Genomic DNA, 15,906 nt, shown 5'->3' with positions numbered 1-15,906 from the left:
CCGAGCAGATGTCGTCCGTGTACTCCCTGATCGTCGCCACGCTCGACGATGCTAGTCCGACTACGTCCGCTCTTTGAGCATTCCCAGCAGCGAGAACGGCTCAGACGAACCGCCGCGGTGACCCTGCCCGATATCGCCAACCGGCTTGCGGGACGCCAGGTGCGGTTTATCGGTCAGCAGTTCGTCAATCGCCGCAGTCAGCGCCTCGGCGTCGTCCAGGTGCTCGGCGTCGAACTCCAGATCGGACGGGTCGGCCAGGCGTCCGGTCGCCCGCACTAGCTCGGTGTGCAGCCGCTGCGCGTAGGCGTCGGTCTGCTGGGCACGCTGCCGGTAGCGCCCGTTCTCCTGACGCAGCTTTTCGACCACCGACCGCGGGAACGTCTCGGCGTCGTCGGGCTGATCGTCGCCGGTCTCTGCGGCGTCCTCCTCGGTGGCCGTGTCCTCGGCCGCGATGTCGTCGAGGTTTGGGGCCTCCTCGGTCGTGGCGGCGTCCTCGGTGGCTGTGTCGGTCATGATCCTGTTCCTTTCGTTGTAACGATCTCGGCCTGGCAGTTGCAGCCGTAATGCCGCTTGAAGTGGTGACCTTTCGGGAACACTCGCCCGTCCTCGGCCCACCGCTGGCAGCGCTCGCAGGGGTCGGCGTCGAGGACGCGCCGCCAGCCGGTGACAACCGGAACCGTGGCGATGATGTCCGTGACGGCCTGCTGTCCCGCGTCCAGAACTTCGCTCCGGGCAAGCCGTTTTACGCGCATCGGTGCTGACGATTCGGGGGCCGCGTCATCGAGGACGGTCGCCACAGCCCGGGTCAGCCGCTCGGTGCCGTCAACGGGCGGTAAACCCACCGCCGACACGGGGTCTCCCGCGGACTCCTCCAGCACCGCGCGGACGAACAACGCCGCCAGCGTCACCGCTGCCGCATTACCGGCCGCGATCACAGCGGCTATCGCGGCAGCGATCTCGGCTCGCGACAGAGCGCTGCGAAAGTAGACGTGCACCGCCGCAGCGGCCGTCCAGGTCGCCAGATCGTCGGTGAGCGTTTGGTAACGGCCCACGCCGGTCATCGCCGTTGCCGTCGTCATGCGTTGCGGCCGCCCAACAGATCAACCCCGGCCCCGTCGAGCGCTTCACCGCGTCGGGCCACCCGGATCGCGGCAATGTCGTCATCGGAGTAACCGAGCTTGGCCAGCGCGTAGGAGATCGGCAGTAGACCGGCCTGGTACAGCTTGACCACCGCGTCGGCCTCCTGTGCGACCGAACGGGTCGCGGCATTGGCCCACTGCACCCGCGCCTCAACCTGTGCCGGGTCGCGGCCGTCCTTCACCGCAACCATCAGCTTGGCGACCTGTTCCCACGCTCGGCCGAACGTCTGCTGACGGGCCTCGGCACGGGCGGTCAACGACGCCTCGGCAGCACGCAGCGCGTCCGCGCTGGCCGGGTTGTCGGTCAGCACTCCGACGTAGTGCGCGGGCAGCGTTGACACGGCCATGATCTGACCGAGGATCGTCCGCACGCTGGCCTCATAGCCAGACAGGTCCGCAGCGGCCAACTGGCCGAACTTGGCCTGATCGCTCTCCGAGATCATCGCCCGGTGCCCTTCGGGAATCGGGTTGACTTCCCGCATGATGGGCTGGCCGTCGTCGTCCAGTACCGGGTTGCCGTCGTCGTCGGTCACCGGTTCCTCGGTCAGCTCGATTCCGGTCGCCCAGCGGCGCGGACGGCCGACGAATTCGCTCGTCACCATCATGTCGGCCAGCGACTTGTTGAGCGCGTCCACAAGCGGTTTCAGGTCGTCAACCTCCGAGCTACCCCAGTCGCCGACGATGCGGTCGGTGTTGGACAACCGCACGACCGGCACCACACCGAGCGGGTTAGGAATGACTTCGAGAGTCTGGAAACCGTTGGCCACCGCGCCCTGCTGATCGGCGCGCAGCCGACGAATCTCGTCGGGCTGATACACCACGGCCTCGGTCGTCTTGGCCTGTGTGTCCTCCCACCGCTTCACCGCGGCGACGATCTGCCGGCTACCCGGATCGGTCAGCACAGCCACCTGTTTCGCCGACTCGACGGTCACCCGTGGACGGCCGAGCGGGTCAGCCCACACGATGACGTAGCTGTCCCCGAGCAGCAACGCCTCGCGGTGTGCTACACCGCTGGTCTGGTCGAGGTCGTTACGCAGCCAGTCCGGCCACACCGCCGCAGCCTCCCCGGTGAAACCGGTCACCCGCAGCCGCTCGGCCAGCGCTGTGACGGCCAGCCGTGGCAGGTTGCTGGACATGATGCCGAACCTGTTGCCCAGCGCAGCTTTCGCCTCCGGGGACAGGAACGCCAACGGCTGATTGCCGGTGTAATAACGGTCCAGATCGGCATAGCGCGCCAGCGGTTCGTTGAGTCGCTGGAGCAGAGCGGTCAGCAGCTCAGTCTGTGTTTGGGTGGTGATCATGATGCAAATGACCTGACTCTCTTGCGATTTCGTTGCTGATGGAACGCTGCCCGGTCGTAGGCGACGATGGCGGCTACCGCGGCGTCGATCTTGCGGGGCGACCCCCGTTTGTCCTTGCTCACCAGGTCGCCCATCGGGGTCGATTTCGCCACGCAGTGCGCGACGTGCGCGGCCATTCGCGGATCGCCATCGTGGGTCACCGATTTCGTGCTGACCGCCTGGTAAAGCCGGTCGGTGGCCGGTGCCATCCGCTGCGCGTTGGCGGTGTTCCACTCCAACACCCGGCGCTCACCGTGACGCTGCGCCCACTGCTCGATCTCACTGCGCCATCCCCACGGGTCGGCAGCGAGCTCGATCACGTCGTACTTCTGGAAAGCCATCTGCACAGCCATGTCCACGTCGGCGCGCGGCACCCGCCAGCGCGGATCGCCGGGGTTGTCCCACATGCCCTCAAGCCACAGGTGACCGTCGAGCGTGCAACCGACCAGCGCCGTGGAGTCACCCGATGCCGACCCGTCGAACGCCAGGACCACCCGATCACGCGGTTGTACGGCACGCTGCGCCGCGCAGGCGTCCCACATGCCCCACGGCAACCACGACTCGACGCCGGTCACCCACTGCCCCAACCGAAGCTGTCGGAACACCGGCTCACGGATGGTTTTGCGGGCCGCTTCGATGCCGTCCTCACTGAGGAACGGGTCACGGCACGCCAGCGCCGGATTACCGATGCGCCACGCCCTGCGGTCGGTCACCGCGCAGCCCTCGGGTGCGGCGAACTCGCGCAAGTAGAACGACGGGTCATCGCCAGCGCGGCCGTGCTCGACAAGCCGCCACATGATGCTGTCGGGTGAGCTGGCCGGGGTGCTGATCGCCAGCGTGAGCGATTCCGGCCGCTTACCCGACACGCTCGTCACGGCCTCCCAGACGGCCTCGGTCACCACGTGCAGCTCGTCCACGATCAACAGCGAGGGGTCATGGCCGTGCAGGGCACCGGGCTCGGCGGGCAACGGCAACAGAGTGGCGTCATTCTCGGGGAGATACAACCGGTCCGCATACACCTGCACACGTTCTGCCAGAACAGGATTCAACTCCACCATCCGCTTGGCATACTTCAGCGTGATATTCGCCTGACGCTGATCGCTGGCGACGACCAGCACCTCGGCACTGGGCAGGCCGACGAACAGCTCCGCGAGGGCCAGTGCCGCAGCCAACATCGTCTTGCCGTTGGCGCGTGGGAGGCTCACCAGCGCGGTACGGATACCCGGCGCGAACGCGCCGCCGATGATCTCCCGCTGAAACGTCCGCAGCCGGAACGGCTCACCGGCACCCTGCCCGCGCGGGGTCACCAGGTACTTGCCGATGAACCGCTCTCGTCGTCGCGCACGGTCGGCCGACCAGCGCGACAGGTCCAGCGGTGCCGCGCGCACGGTGCCCTTCGGTCCAGCCCTCATGCCGCCACCCGCTTTGCTGGACCGGGTTTGCTGTTTGCTGGCCGCAGCGCCACAGCCGGGAACTCGGTGTGTAACTCAGACTTGGCCTCAAAGCCGGGGTCCTTAGGGGTCTGACCAGGGGTTACCCCCCTGGTCGCGCTCACGGGCGTGTTTGCTGGCCTGTCCGTGATGTTTGCTGGACGGGCAGCGCCTCGGCGTCGGTTGCACGGTCCGCACACCACGTCCACGTCCCGTAGCCGGATGGCCTTGCCAGCAGCCTTGCGCGCCCACGCCTGCGGGCTGTGATCGCACTGCAAGTCATCGGTGGCCCCGCAGTCCGAGCACCACGGCTGCAACCGGCGCGCACGGGCGCTCAGACGCTCCCAGGCGGCATCGTATCCACGCTCGGTAGCCGAGAGCTTTGGCGGCGACTTGCGCGTGTGAGCGTCGCAACGAGAGCCATTCGACGGCTCGCCGCATTCGATGCACGGCCGCAGGGTCATGAGTCCAACCCCTTGTGTGCGATCTGCGCGAGCGTGCTTTGACGCAGTACGTCAATCGGCTTGAGCGGATCGACCTGCGTGACGGCCGCGATGATGCGCAGCAGCCGGTGAGTCACCTCAAGCAGATTGGACACGACCGGTCCAGCGTCCTGCCCGTCGAGCAGCGCGGTAATTGAATCCTCGTCGCGGTCGGCATATGCGTCGATCAACGCGAGCGCGGTCAACAGCGCGCCGTATTCGTCCGTCGTCGCCATAGCTGTCTATCCTCCCATTCCCTTGGCGTCCAACAGTTCTGGCGACCAGTGACACGTCCACACATGTCCACAACCACACACATACCTAGCAGTCAGCATGGAACCTGTTCCGTCCCAATCAATCTGAAATGGATCGGTGAGCGTGTCAGTGCGGCCACAGCCGCATTCGGTGACGCAGGTTCGGCAGTAGTCGAGCAGATCAGTCATGAAATTCACTCCGTCCCATCGGTTTGCTGTCGAACCTCTGCGGGTGCAGACGAACGAACGTATGAGTGCCAGTTGGGCCAGTCGCGACAACAGTCGTGCCATGTGTCTCTGGCTTGACGCGACTGGCGTCACTGCGGGAATTCCGTTCAGTCGCGCCAACTTGTTTCCGCAGGTAGCGTCCAGTTGCGCCTGTCGCGCCAAGGTTTCGAGACACGGGTGGCGTGGTTGGCGTGACTGGCGCAACTGTGGGCGTCACTGCTCGCCCCTCTCGCAAAGGTTGCTGTAGGGATCGGTCCCATCTACCGCCAGACCGCCGACCAGTTCCCACGCGGTGACGCGCGGGAATCCCTCGGAGAAATACGCGAGGTCACCTGCTCGCTTCATCTTCTCCGCTGCGCGCTGCAATGTGCGCTCGGTGATTCCGTCCGCACGGGCTGCACTCTTGACGTCCTTGCTCGGCGTCCGACCATGCGCGGTGAGGAAGTCATCGAGCCAGTTCCTCGCCTCGGTCACGTCGGAATCGTCGTCGTCCTCGCCGGGTCCGTAGAACGCATCGGTGATCAGTTCGCGTGCCGACCGTCCGACCGATTCGACGTACTCGATCCGTGGCACCGTTCCGTCACTGGAATCGGTCGGCTCGAAATGCTGCACCGGCGTGATACGGAAGCGGTCGGATGATGTTTGACCGGCAATGTTCGACTTCTCGGGACCGATGAGAACGCACTCGGGGTTGTCCGGGTCGGCCTGTGCGAACAACGTCGACCGGGCTTTCTTGCGCAACTCCGACGTGATGCCGTACTTGTCGCGCGGGTTGGCTGTGGCGACCCTGTTCGTGTGCGTGAGCAACAGCACCGACGCGCGGGTGCTGGCCGCGTACTCGCGCCACGGGTGCAGTGCTTGCCGTGCCTGTTGGGGGTCGCGAACCTGCAACCCGGACGGCACCGTATCGAGCCAGGCGTCAACCACGACCAGAGCCGGTGTCACCTCGGCGTCGGCCAGGACGCCGATGTCTCGCGGGAACGTCGGTGCACCACTGCCGTCCTCCTCGACGCAGACCACATGCACGTAGTCGAGATCCACTCCGGCCACTTCGAGCCGGGGCAACACAGCCGTGGCCCAGTCGTCTTCGGTCGCGACGACGAACACGTGACCCGGATCGCGCGCCGGGATGCCGTACTCCAACACCGCCTTGCCGGTCGTGACGGCACCCGCGAGCCAAACCCAATAGAGGCTCTTGCCAATGCCCTCGTCGCCCACCAGCAGCGTGACCGCCGCGGTAGGCACACGACCACGGGCCAGCCAATCGAGCTGCGCAGCGGGCACCAGGGAGCGCGCACGGCGTACATGAGGACGGTCGGAGTCGGCGTCGCCACTGCGCGCGGCCCGCCAGTCCTCGGCCTCCCAGCGGTCTACCAGGTGCGCGGTAGCGGCGTCCGATGCCGTGGTCGCTACCGGCAACAGCAGCACGTCAGAAACCGGCACGTTGAACTCCCAAACCAGCCGCGACGCGGTGAATTTCACCGCCCGATCTGCGGGCCGTCGCGGCCGTTGGACAGCCAATGAGTTGCGCGCGTGCTCGACCAGGTTGGTAGCCCAGTCCCCGACAATCCCGGAGTCGCCCGCAGCGACGATGCTGGACAGCGAGAACTCGGCAAGCGGTGCGACGCCGTGATCCAACGCCAGAGCGGTCCAACTATCGCGAGCGTTCGCGCTCGGCCCCGCCATCGCGGGATCGCCGACGCCGTTTCTGCTCGCCCACTCGGCCGCTGTGTCGGTAGTCGGAATCTCGCTGTCGCTGATCAGGTTTCGGTCAAGCAGCACCTTGACCGGCATCACATGCTTTGTCATCGACGCCAGCGCGGCGCGTCGGTCGGTCGCAACGTTGATCAACTCGGCGGCGTGAGCGCACCACAGCCGGGTTGCGCGCTTGTCGAGCCGTTGTGGTAGTGCGTCACCCGCATCGGACGGGGTATGCTTGGGGCCAGTCATCGGGAACCTTGTCTCCTAGTGGCTAACTCGGTCGATCGCCCCGCGGGTTCACTGCCCCGCGGGGCGCTCACTTTTCAGCAGCGCTCAAGCGATCCCGTCCGAAGTTCTGCGGGAATGACGGGCTTCATCAGCGCCTCAAGGTCGGTGATCTTGATCCGAATCGCACTGCCAGGCTTGTCGGAGAACCGGTAAGCGGGCAGTCTCCCCGTGTTGATGAGTTCTCGAATGGTGCAATCCGCGACGTCATACCGTTGGGCGGCACCCTTGACTGAGGTGTAAATGCTTGTGGCTGTGTGCTTCTCACGCACGATCTACTCCATCGGTGTGATGAATGATCCCCGCGTGTGTGGTGTGCGTGGGATGTGATGTGTGCGTGTGCAGAGGGTCCGGGGCTATGACCGAACCTCAGGATACACCTGGGACTGTAAGGATTCGTCAGGACACGACAGGCGCACGACGAATTAAATTACCTGCGGCACAAAGGATTTAATTAGATCACGTGCTCGCGGCCAGCGCCGACAACCGCTCAGCCAGCGCGTCGGCCCGACCCGCGGCAACGTGCTGATAGCGCATCGATGCCGAGCTAGTGGTGTGCCCCAGGCGGTCCATGACCTCCTTGGTGGTGGCTCCGGCCACCGCCGCCATCACACCGCCGAAGTGGCGCAGATCGTGAAAGTGGAGATCGTCGTGCCCAATGGCCTTGCGGGCGGCGAAAAACGGACCTCGGAACCGGCCCTCGGTGTAGAACGAGCCGGTTTCGGGGTCAGGGAACAGCAACGCGCCTTTTGCGTCGCCCACATGGGCGCTCAGATGGCCGGTGAGCGCCGAACGCACGTGCACCGGCACCGTCACCACCCGGTTGCTCTCACGGGTCTTGGGCGGGCCACAGAGGTATTTGTGCTCGCGGTAGGTGACCGCCTTGTCTACCCGCACCGTCGAGCCGTCGGCGGCGACGTCTGCACGGGTCAGCGCGAATACCTCACCGCGCCGCAGTCCGCACCACCCGGCCAGCAAGACGGTCAGCGTCAGTTCGTCGGGCATGGCGTTGGCCAACGCGGTCAGCTCGCGCGGCTCCAGCAGCACCACAGATGAGCGCTTAGTGTGTTTGACCGCCGTCCCACCTTTGATGCGCGCCGGACTGCGGCCGAGCAGATCGTCGTCTACCGCTGTGTTGAACACTGCCGTCAGCACGCCGTAGGCGCGGGCATTGCGGGTCTGGTAGGTGGTCCCCAGACCGGAGAACCACTCCCGCACGTCCTCGGGCGTGATCTCGGCCAGCGCCTTGTCGCCGAGCACCGGGTAGATGTTCGACTCCAGGTGATACCGGTAGTTCTCGCGGGTGCGCCGGGAGATATTGCGGTGCTCGAGCCACGTCGTGGCGTAGGTCCGCAACGTCAGCTTCTCGGCCTCCCTGCGCGCGGCGCGCTCTGCGGGCGGTGTCCACTCACCAGGCCGACGCCGGTCCAGGTCGATCAGATCATCTTCGGCCTGTAGCCAATGACCGGCGCTGCTCTTGGTGGGAAACGTCGCCAGCGCTTTGTACACGGTCCCGTTGTGCAGGTAGCTCGCCTGCCACCGGCCGGACGGCAACTGACGTAGCCGTCCGAACTGCCGCCGCGTCCGCTCGCTCTTCGCCGCCATCTGCCACGCTCCCGTGTCGTGCAACCTCCGTGCAATAGTGACCCTAGCGCAGCCCAACAGAACCCCACAGCGCAAAACGTGTGTTGTACTGCATATTCAGAGGTCAGAGGGTTAATGTCGTGGTCAACGCCGGTGTGGCATTAGGGGCTTCGGCTGGTTCGAGTCCAGCCGGGGGAGCACTTTCTCAGACGCATGGCCCTCCTTTTCCTTACCTGGCGGATAGGAAATCCTGTCGAATCGGCGGAGGAATCTGGCTGTCCGGAGATTTCGGAGGCCCCGCGTGGATCGGCATAGTCGCTGTCGACAAGCCACGCGAAGGAGAAATCATGACCGGATCGGCCCGCCGCAACCGCCTCGTCCCACGACTCATCGTCGGTGCTTTGGCCGTCGGCGCCTTTGGCCTCACCGCACCGTTGGCCGCCGCCGATGGGATCGACGGCATGAACCCGAAGTTCGAAACGAGCCCGAACCAGTCTTCTAACCCGCTGCACCGGCCTTCGCTCATCGCGACGCCGGGGCGCACCTTCGCCGAGGTGAATACGCCTCGTTCGACGTTGCGCGCGGTGGAGAAGGAGGCGCCCGCCCCGAACGTGGTCGAGGCGGAGAAGGCGGCGCCCGCCCCGAGGGCGAACCCGGCGGAGGCAGAGCAGGCGCCTACCCCGCCCGAGCGGCCGGCTGAGCGCACCTCGGACGCCTCGGAGTAGAACAGCACGATCACTCGGCCCCGTCACACGATCCCCCATACGTGTGCCGGGGCCGAGCCATGTCGCGTCCAAGAAATCTCCAAGTGCCACATCCGAGTCTGGACGCATGTTGATACGACGCACCTCGCGCTGGATCCTCGGCACTGCGATGGCCGCCGCGATCGCTCAGCTCACGGGATTCGCCCAGACCATCGCTGACGCCTTCGAGCCCGACCTCGAGGCATGGGAGACGATGCCGCTGCCGCAGGCCACCGCCAAACGAGCGGTTTAGACCGCCTTACCAGCAGGCTTGGCGCCGGTCAGCCTGGAACAGGTTGTCGGCCGCGCATGTTCCGGAGTCGGCGGCGACGAGGTCGTGCACCTGCCAGTAGAGATCGGTCGTGGCCTTGGTGGCGAGCTGCGCGGCCAGCTCGAAGTAGTTGATCGGCGGGTTGGAGCCCGGCACCATGACGCCGCCGCGCGGCGTGCTCCAGTCGTCCTTGTTCAGCGTCGAGTGGCATTCGATGACGCCAGGTGGGGGGCCGCCGGGCGGGCAGCCGCCGAGGGGATCGTCGCGGTTGGCGCCCGGTTCGAAGAATCCCGTGTGCAGGCCTGGCGGCAGCGTCTCGGGATCGCAGGTGGGCATCAGCGGAGGCGGCATCCGGTCCGGCTCTCCGATCGCGATGTTGTCCTCGACCCAGTTGGAGTGCGAGTAGAAGTCCTGCAGGGCGTGTGCCAGTCCGCCGAATGCAGCCCGCGCGGCGAAACCGTCGACCAGGTCACTGCCGCCGGGGCCGGTGGGTTTCGCGCCGGACAGGATGAGCGGCGTGAAGAAGTTCCACGCCTCGACAGTCGCGTTGCAGATATCGACCGGGTTGTTCGCGTTGTCGATGTGGCGGAACTGGTCATCGAAGAAGGCGTCGCTGCCGACCGCGCCTGCGCCCGGCGGCGGGCCGACCAAGATTTGAGTCAGCGCAGCCTGATCCACCCCGAGCGGTGTCAGCGCGTCGCGGGTGATGCGCTCGTGGTTCTGGATCTGGAACGCCTGCGCCGGCGGGGCGAGTGCCCCCACGAGCGCGGTGACCGCGGTGATCACCCCGGCAACTGAAAGGCCCAACCAGGGCCGGCGGGACGCGGACATCGAAACCCCCTTCGAAGCCTGGCAAGTCCTCGCGGACGCACCGCTCCGAATTCTCCCAGCGTCTATGGGGCAAGACCACAGGAATGGGCAAATGTTGTCGCTGTTGGGGCGGGTGGGAACTATGTGTCGATAACTATGTATCGATAGCTATGTGTCGATGATGTTCTCCGGGTGCAGCATCTCGGCGTACCGAAGCTGCTCCGGAATGCCGAATCCATCCACCAGCAGTTCGGCGTGCGGACGCAGTCGGCGGCAACGGTCGTTGATCCCGCGGGTGACGGCCTTGGCGCGTTCGGTGGACAGGAAGCGGTGTTCGACGAACCACGCCTTGTCTTCCTCGATCACCGTGAGCGCGTACAGGTCGCACACCAGGCCGAGTACCTCGCGAGCCTGCCGGTCCTCACAGGCGTCGATGCCGGCGACGAACGCCTCCAGGACAATTCGGTCGATGTGGGCCTGCGCGACGTGGAGCACATGGTCCTGGACGGAGTTGAACGCGTCGAACGCGCTCATCTCCTTGGACTTGCCCTGCAGCCGGCGCGCCACCGACGCGACCATGTACTCCTCGCGGTCCTCGAACATCTTGACCTGGGTGCCGCGGTTGAAGAGGCTGCCCTCCTCCTCGTTGTCCTCGCGGGTGTCCAAGATGGTCTGCATGATCGTCTGCGCCGCAGTGCGTTTGAGCACGCGCTCGCCGGCGAAATTGGCCGCAAACCGGACCCATTCGACCGGGCTCATGCTCTTGATGTCGTCGGCATAGGCGGTGAGCAGCTCCTTGGCCACCAGCTGGTAGAGCACGTGGTTGTCGCCCTCGAAGGTGGTGAACACGTCGGTGTCGGCCTTCAGCGCGATCAGCCGGTTCTCCGCCAGATAGCCTGCGCCGCCGCATGCTTCGCGGGCCTCCTGGATGGCGCGAGTGGCGTGCCACGTGTTGGCGGCCTTCAGGCCTGCGGCGCGGGACTCGAGCTCACGTTGTTCCTCGGGATCGGGGTCGTCGGCGGTCTGCAGCTCGTGACATTTTGCGACGAGCTCGTTCTGAGCGAACTGCAGCGCGTAGGACCGGGCGATCAGCGGAAACAGCCGGCGCTGGTGCACCAGATAGTCCATCAGCAGCACCTCGCCGCCGTCGGGGTCCTCGAACTGCCTGCGCTGCAACGCGTATCGGGTCGCGATGTCGAGCGCGACCCGGGCGGCGGCACCGGCGCTGCCGCCGACCGTTACGCGGCCGCGGATCAACGTGCCCAGCATGGTGAAGAACCGCCGGTTGGGGTTCTCGATCGGCGAGGTGTACGTGCCGTCCTCGGCCACGTCGGCGTACTTGTTGAGCAGGTTCTCGCGGGGGATGCGGACATGGGCGAACTGGATGCGGCCGTTGTCCACGCCGGGGAGACCGCCCTTGTAGTGACAGTCACTGGTTGTCACGCCCGGCAGGTCGTTGCCCTCGTCGTCACGAATCGGCACGACGAAGCAGTGCACGCCGTGGCCTTCGCCATCGGGGGTGATCAACTGGGCGAAAACCGCTGCCACCCTCGCGGTTTCGGCGGCACCGCCGATGTAGTCCTTGCGTGACGTGCGCGTGGGGGAGTCGATGATGAACTCCTGCGTCGCGGGATCGTACGTCGCGGTGGTCTCCAAAGACTGCACGTCGCTGCCGTGGCCGGTCTCGGTCATCGCGAAGCACCCGAGCAGGTCCAGGTCGATGATCTTCTGCACGTACGCCTCGTGGTGGCGTTCGGTGCCGAGGTTCTCGATGGCCCCGCCGAACAGACCCCACTGCACGCCCGCCTTGACCATCAGCGACAGGTCGGACATGGCGAGCATCTCGATCTGGGTCACCGCCGCGCCCACGTCGCCGTTGCCACCGTGTTCCTTCTTGAAGCCGTCCTCGGCCGCGCCGTGTGAGGCCATGATCTTCAACTGTTCGGCCACCTTGGTGCGGGCGATGACGGTGTTGGGGGTGTAGTGCGGTTTGAAGACCTCGCTGGAGAGTTCGTCTCGCATCCGGTTCTTCACATCGCGCCAGCGGCCGTCGAGGGTATTGCGCAGATGTTCCGCAGTGGTGGTCATAATTCGACGGTAGCCTGTTCGGGCGCCTCGGAAACGTGATGCGGCAAACATAGCCAAACCTCGCTAGACCAGGCGAAACCTTTGGCGTTGAATCGTGGGCATGACCGCCCCGACCGGAGTGCCGCACACCTCGACACACCGGCACTCCGATGTGACCGGCGGCTGGTTGCGCGCCGCGACCTTCGGGGCGATGGACGGTCTCGTCAGCAACACCGCCCTCATCGCGGGCGTCGCCGCAGCGGCTAGCGCGCACACGGTCGTGATCAGCGGTGTGGCGGGGCTGTTGGCCGGCGCATTCTCGATGGCGTTGGGGGAGTACACGTCGGTGACGACCGCCAACGAGCAGATCGAGTCGGAGGTCCTGGTCGAGCGGCGAGCCTTCCGCAAGCACCCACAGGCCGAGAGGGCTGAACTGGTGGCAATGCTCATGGACATGGGGATGACGCGCGAAACCGCGAAGAAGGCCACCGACGAAGTCCACCGCGACGAGAACCGCGCGCTGAACTTCCACCTCGTCCAGGAGTTGGGTGTCGACCCCCGGGAAAAGCCGTCCCCGTGGATCGCGGCGGGATCGTCGTTCGTGATGTTCACCATCGGTGCGATCGTCCCGCTGATCCCGTACCTGCTCGGATTCGAATCGCTGTGGGCAGGGCTGGCGTGCGGCGGCCTCGGCCTGCTGATCGCCGGCGGTGTGGCGGCGCGCTTCACGCGGCGCCCGATCTGGTTCGCATCGGTCCGCCAACTGGCGTTTGGCGCGGTGGCCATCGCGGCGACGTACCTCGTCGGCCTGCTGGTCGGCACAGCCGTTACCTGAGTTCGGCGGTTAGGCGGCTAGGGTTTTTTCGGTGCGCGTGTTGCACCGAATGGGCCTGGCGTGCTGCCTGACGTTGACGGCGTGCGGGGTCGGCGGCGCGGATTCCGCACCTACGTACCTCGGTCAGGAGCAGTTCGCCCCGGATACCTACTTCGACGGCACCCTCGTCGGTGGGCTGTCGGGCATCAGCTACGACCCGGGTTCGCAGCTGTACTACGTCATCAGTGACGACCGTTCGGCGCGCAATCCGGCTCGGTTCTATACCGCACGAATAGCGCTGTCGGACAATGAGATCGGTCGGGTCGAGTTCGTCTCGACGCATCCGTGGCAGGCGATGAACGGGCAATTGTTCCCGCCGCTGGACGCCGCCGCGCGGCCGCCGGTGGTGCCGCCGGACCCGGAGGGCATCGCTTTCGACGCGCGGCGACAGTTGTTGTACTGGTCCAGCGAGGGTGAGCGCCGCATCGACGAGCCGAACGGGCCGGTGCTGCTCGATCCTTGGATACGGATCGCCACGCTCGACGGCGGCTATGTCGGCGAGTTCGCGCTGCCGCCGGTGTTGCGAATGTCGGTGGACGCGACCGGACCGCGGCGCAATCGGGGGCTCGAAGGGCTGACCCTGACGCCGAGTGGATGGCATCTATGGGCGGGAATGGAGGGGCCGGGCGACAACGATGGCCCGCCGCCGTCTGAGACTGCCGGTGCGCTGACGCGGATCACTCGCTTCGATCCCGAATCACGTGTCGCGACAGCCCAATACGCGTATCCGCTCGACGCAGTGACCGCTGGACCCGGCGGCGATAACGGCTTGTCAGATTTGGTGGCGCTCGACGACGACAACTTCCTGGCGATCGAACGCGGCTTCGGCACTCACGCCGCGGCGCGCATCTACCGGGTCAGTGTGGGTGACGCGGAGGACGTGCTGGCGCGCCCGTCACTGACGGGGGAGCCGGTGCGGACCATGACGAAGAGTCTGCTCGTCGACCTGACGGATACCGTGCGGCCGTTGGACAACATCGAGGGCATCACTTTGGGGCCGAGGCTGCCCGACGGTCGGCAGTCACTGGTGTTGGTGAGCGACGACAACTTCTCGCCGCGACAGTTCACTCAATTCTTGGCGTTCGTTCTTTAGCGGTTTCGGCGTGCTAAGTCTCGCTGAGCGTGACCCAGCACGCCGAAATCGCAGTACTACGAGTCGCTGCCGACGGTGATCGCCGTCGCCTCGCTGAGTTCGTCGAACTCCTCCTCGTCGGCGTCGATGCCGAGCAGGTGCGGGCGACTGACGGCCAGCACGCCTGCGGCCAGCAGCACCGCCGCCGCACCGACCCAGAATGGCACGTGCACGTTGCGCTCACCGAGCACACCCGCGAGCCACGGCGCCATCGCGGCACCGGAGAACCGCACGAAGCTGTACGCCGCAGAGGCCACGCCCCGTTCGACGGGCGCCGCCTTCATCACGGTCTCGGTGATCAACGTGTTGTTGATGCCGATGAACAGGCCGGCGACCACCACACACGCCGCCAGCACGGCCTTGTGATCGGTGCCGACGGCCATCACCACGAGGACCGCCGTCATGGCCAGCAGGTTCGCCAGCAGCGTCGGGCCCGTGCCGAAGCGATGTTGCAGTCGCGGGGCGACGACCACCGACGTGAACGCCAGCGCGATACCCCAGCCGAAGAAGATCAGCCCGATCTCGTGGGCGCTCATGTCGAGCGGGAACGGCGTGAACGCCAGCAGGGTGAAGAAGCCGAAGTTGTACAGCAGCGCAGTGATCGCGACGCCGAGCAGCCCGGTGCCGCAGCGCGCGGAACGGATCGGCCAGGGTGGTGGCCCGCCCGGCAGGTGGCGTCGACGGCAGCAGGAAGGCGGTGACGACGACGGCGACGGCCATCAGCACCGAGACACCGAAGAACGGTCCACGCCACGAGATCGAGCCAAGGACTCCGCCGACCAACGGCCCGACGATGCCCAGTCCGAGTGCCGCCTCGTACAGGATGATCGCGTGCGCCACCGACCCGCGCGCCGAGTCGACGATCGTCGCCAGTGCCGTCGCGACGAACAGCGCGTTGCCCAGACCCCAAAGCGCCCGCCACCCAACGATTTCGGTCACCGTCTCCGACATGCCGGCCAGGCCTGCGCCGGCGATGATCACCACCAGGCCGAGCAGCAGGGTGCGTTTCGGGCCGACGCGGCTGGCCACCACGCCGGTGATGAGCATGGCGACGCCCATCACCGCCATATAGCCGGTGAACAGCAGCGACACCTGCGGCGGCGACGCGTTCAGGTTGTTCGGCTATCGGCTTGAGGATCGGGTCGACGAGACCGATGCCCATGAACGCGACGACGGACGCGAACATGGGCGACGCCGCGTTCTACGTGGCGTGCAGCAGGATGCTCTGCTGATCGTGTCGGTGCTGCTGACGCAGAGTGTGATAAAGGCCCGGGCAACGCCTTGACAGGCTAGCCGCTGCGCTGCTGCGCCGATGCCAAGTACTTAACCAATTCGCAGAGGTTTACAACAGCTGCGCTCAACTTGTAGATAGTGTCGTCCCGATCTTCTACGCACGACTGCCAGTCCGGGAACTCTTGCGGGGGTTTCTGGTTGTCTGCGCGGAGGTGGATTTTCTGCTCGATCTGGTCGCAGACATCTGCGATGGTCAGCTCTCCCGGCGCACCGATGTCGGAAAACCACTTATCGGTCATGTCAGAACGTCTCCCGCCTGAAGAGCAAAGCTCC

The 15,906-nt window shown here is 66.0% G+C and carries 15 protein-coding genes and 1 pseudogene; 4 read left to right on the top strand and 12 right to left on the bottom strand.

The window, feature by feature from the left end; genetic code table 11:
• Positions 1-60: 60 nt before the first annotated feature.
• From H7J93_RS23775 to H7J93_RS23740, 8 genes are all read right to left on the bottom strand, one after another.
• The gene (locus tag H7J93_RS23775) at positions 61-513 is read right to left on the bottom strand and encodes a hypothetical protein (protein WP_267308748.1); all 453 of its coding nucleotides are present in this window, start codon (positions 511-513) and stop codon (positions 61-63) included.
• A complete protein-coding gene (locus H7J93_RS23770; RefSeq protein ID WP_267308747.1) occupies positions 510-1,079 on the bottom strand; it encodes a VG15 protein in 570 nt (189 codons plus the stop codon). The genes H7J93_RS23775 and H7J93_RS23770 overlap by 4 nt, the downstream gene beginning before the upstream one ends.
• Positions 1,076-2,440, bottom strand: a complete 1,365-nt coding sequence (locus tag H7J93_RS23765; protein ID WP_267308746.1) for a phage portal protein — start codon at positions 2,438-2,440, stop codon at positions 1,076-1,078. The genes H7J93_RS23770 and H7J93_RS23765 overlap by 4 nt, the downstream gene beginning before the upstream one ends.
• Complete coding sequence (locus H7J93_RS23760) at positions 2,437-3,891, bottom strand: terminase large subunit domain-containing protein (protein ID WP_267308745.1); 1,455 nt, start codon at positions 3,889-3,891, stop codon at positions 2,437-2,439. Before H7J93_RS23760 ends, H7J93_RS23765 begins: the two co-directional genes overlap by 4 nt.
• A gap of 478 nt (positions 3,892-4,369) precedes the next feature.
• The gene (locus tag H7J93_RS23755; protein WP_267308744.1) at positions 4,370-4,627 is read right to left on the bottom strand and encodes a hypothetical protein; all 258 of its coding nucleotides are present in this window, start codon (positions 4,625-4,627) and stop codon (positions 4,370-4,372) included.
• A 459-nt stretch (positions 4,628-5,086) separates the two neighbouring features.
• Positions 5,087-6,823 carry an AAA family ATPase gene (locus tag H7J93_RS23750; RefSeq protein WP_267308743.1) on the bottom strand — a complete coding sequence of 579 codons (1,737 nt, stop codon included), beginning with the start codon at positions 6,821-6,823 and terminating at the stop codon, positions 5,087-5,089.
• 74 nt (positions 6,824-6,897) lie between these two features.
• Positions 6,898-7,131, bottom strand: a complete 234-nt coding sequence (locus H7J93_RS23745) for an excisionase family DNA-binding protein (protein WP_267308742.1) — start codon at positions 7,129-7,131, stop codon at positions 6,898-6,900.
• Positions 7,132-7,318: 187 nt separating this feature from the next.
• Positions 7,319-8,464, bottom strand: a complete 1,146-nt coding sequence (locus H7J93_RS23740) for a tyrosine-type recombinase/integrase (protein ID WP_267308741.1) — start codon at positions 8,462-8,464, stop codon at positions 7,319-7,321.
• 326 nt (positions 8,465-8,790) lie between these two features.
• On the opposite strand from H7J93_RS23740, the gene H7J93_RS23735 reads away from it, so the two are divergent.
• Positions 8,791-9,168, top strand: a complete 378-nt coding sequence (locus H7J93_RS23735) for a hypothetical protein (RefSeq protein ID WP_267308740.1) — start codon at positions 8,791-8,793, stop codon at positions 9,166-9,168.
• A gap of 106 nt (positions 9,169-9,274) precedes the next feature.
• A complete protein-coding gene (locus H7J93_RS23730) occupies positions 9,275-9,439 on the top strand; it encodes a thiazole synthase (RefSeq protein WP_267308739.1) in 165 nt (54 codons plus the stop codon).
• Positions 9,440-9,445: 6 nt separating this feature from the next.
• On the opposite strand, the gene H7J93_RS23725 is transcribed toward H7J93_RS23730, so the two are convergent.
• Both H7J93_RS23725 and H7J93_RS23720 read right to left on the bottom strand, forming a co-directional pair.
• On the bottom strand, positions 9,446-10,288 hold the full coding sequence (locus H7J93_RS23725; protein ID WP_267308738.1) for a hypothetical protein: 843 nt from the start codon (positions 10,286-10,288) through the stop codon (positions 9,446-9,448).
• 147 nt (positions 10,289-10,435) lie between these two features.
• Positions 10,436-12,355: an acyl-CoA dehydrogenase family protein gene (locus tag H7J93_RS23720; RefSeq protein ID WP_267308737.1), complete on the bottom strand. Its 1,920-nt coding sequence runs from the start codon at positions 12,353-12,355 to the stop codon at positions 10,436-10,438.
• A gap of 100 nt (positions 12,356-12,455) precedes the next feature.
• On the opposite strand from H7J93_RS23720, the gene H7J93_RS23715 reads away from it, so the two are divergent.
• Together H7J93_RS23715 and H7J93_RS23710 are read left to right on the top strand one after the other, a co-directional pair.
• Positions 12,456-13,169 (top strand): VIT1/CCC1 transporter family protein, encoded by a 714-nt coding sequence (locus H7J93_RS23715; protein WP_267308736.1) that lies wholly within the window; start codon positions 12,456-12,458, stop codon positions 13,167-13,169.
• A 31-nt stretch (positions 13,170-13,200) separates the two neighbouring features.
• On the top strand, positions 13,201-14,301 hold the full coding sequence (locus tag H7J93_RS23710; protein WP_267308735.1) for an esterase-like activity of phytase family protein: 1,101 nt from the start codon (positions 13,201-13,203) through the stop codon (positions 14,299-14,301).
• A gap of 56 nt (positions 14,302-14,357) precedes the next feature.
• Here H7J93_RS23710 and H7J93_RS23705 read toward each other — a convergent pair.
• Both H7J93_RS23705 and H7J93_RS23700 read right to left on the bottom strand, forming a co-directional pair.
• A pseudogene (locus H7J93_RS23705) lies at positions 14,358-15,526 on the bottom strand (MFS transporter).
• 103 nt (positions 15,527-15,629) lie between these two features.
• The gene (locus tag H7J93_RS23700; protein ID WP_267308734.1) at positions 15,630-15,872 is read right to left on the bottom strand and encodes a hypothetical protein; all 243 of its coding nucleotides are present in this window, start codon (positions 15,870-15,872) and stop codon (positions 15,630-15,632) included.
• Positions 15,873-15,906 lie beyond the last annotated feature (34 nt).

The organism is Mycobacterium barrassiae (genome assembly GCF_025822765.1).
Taxonomy (GTDB): domain Bacteria; phylum Actinomycetota; class Actinomycetes; order Mycobacteriales; family Mycobacteriaceae; genus Mycobacterium; species Mycobacterium barrassiae.
This window is presented reverse-complemented; position numbering and strand designations above follow the sequence as displayed.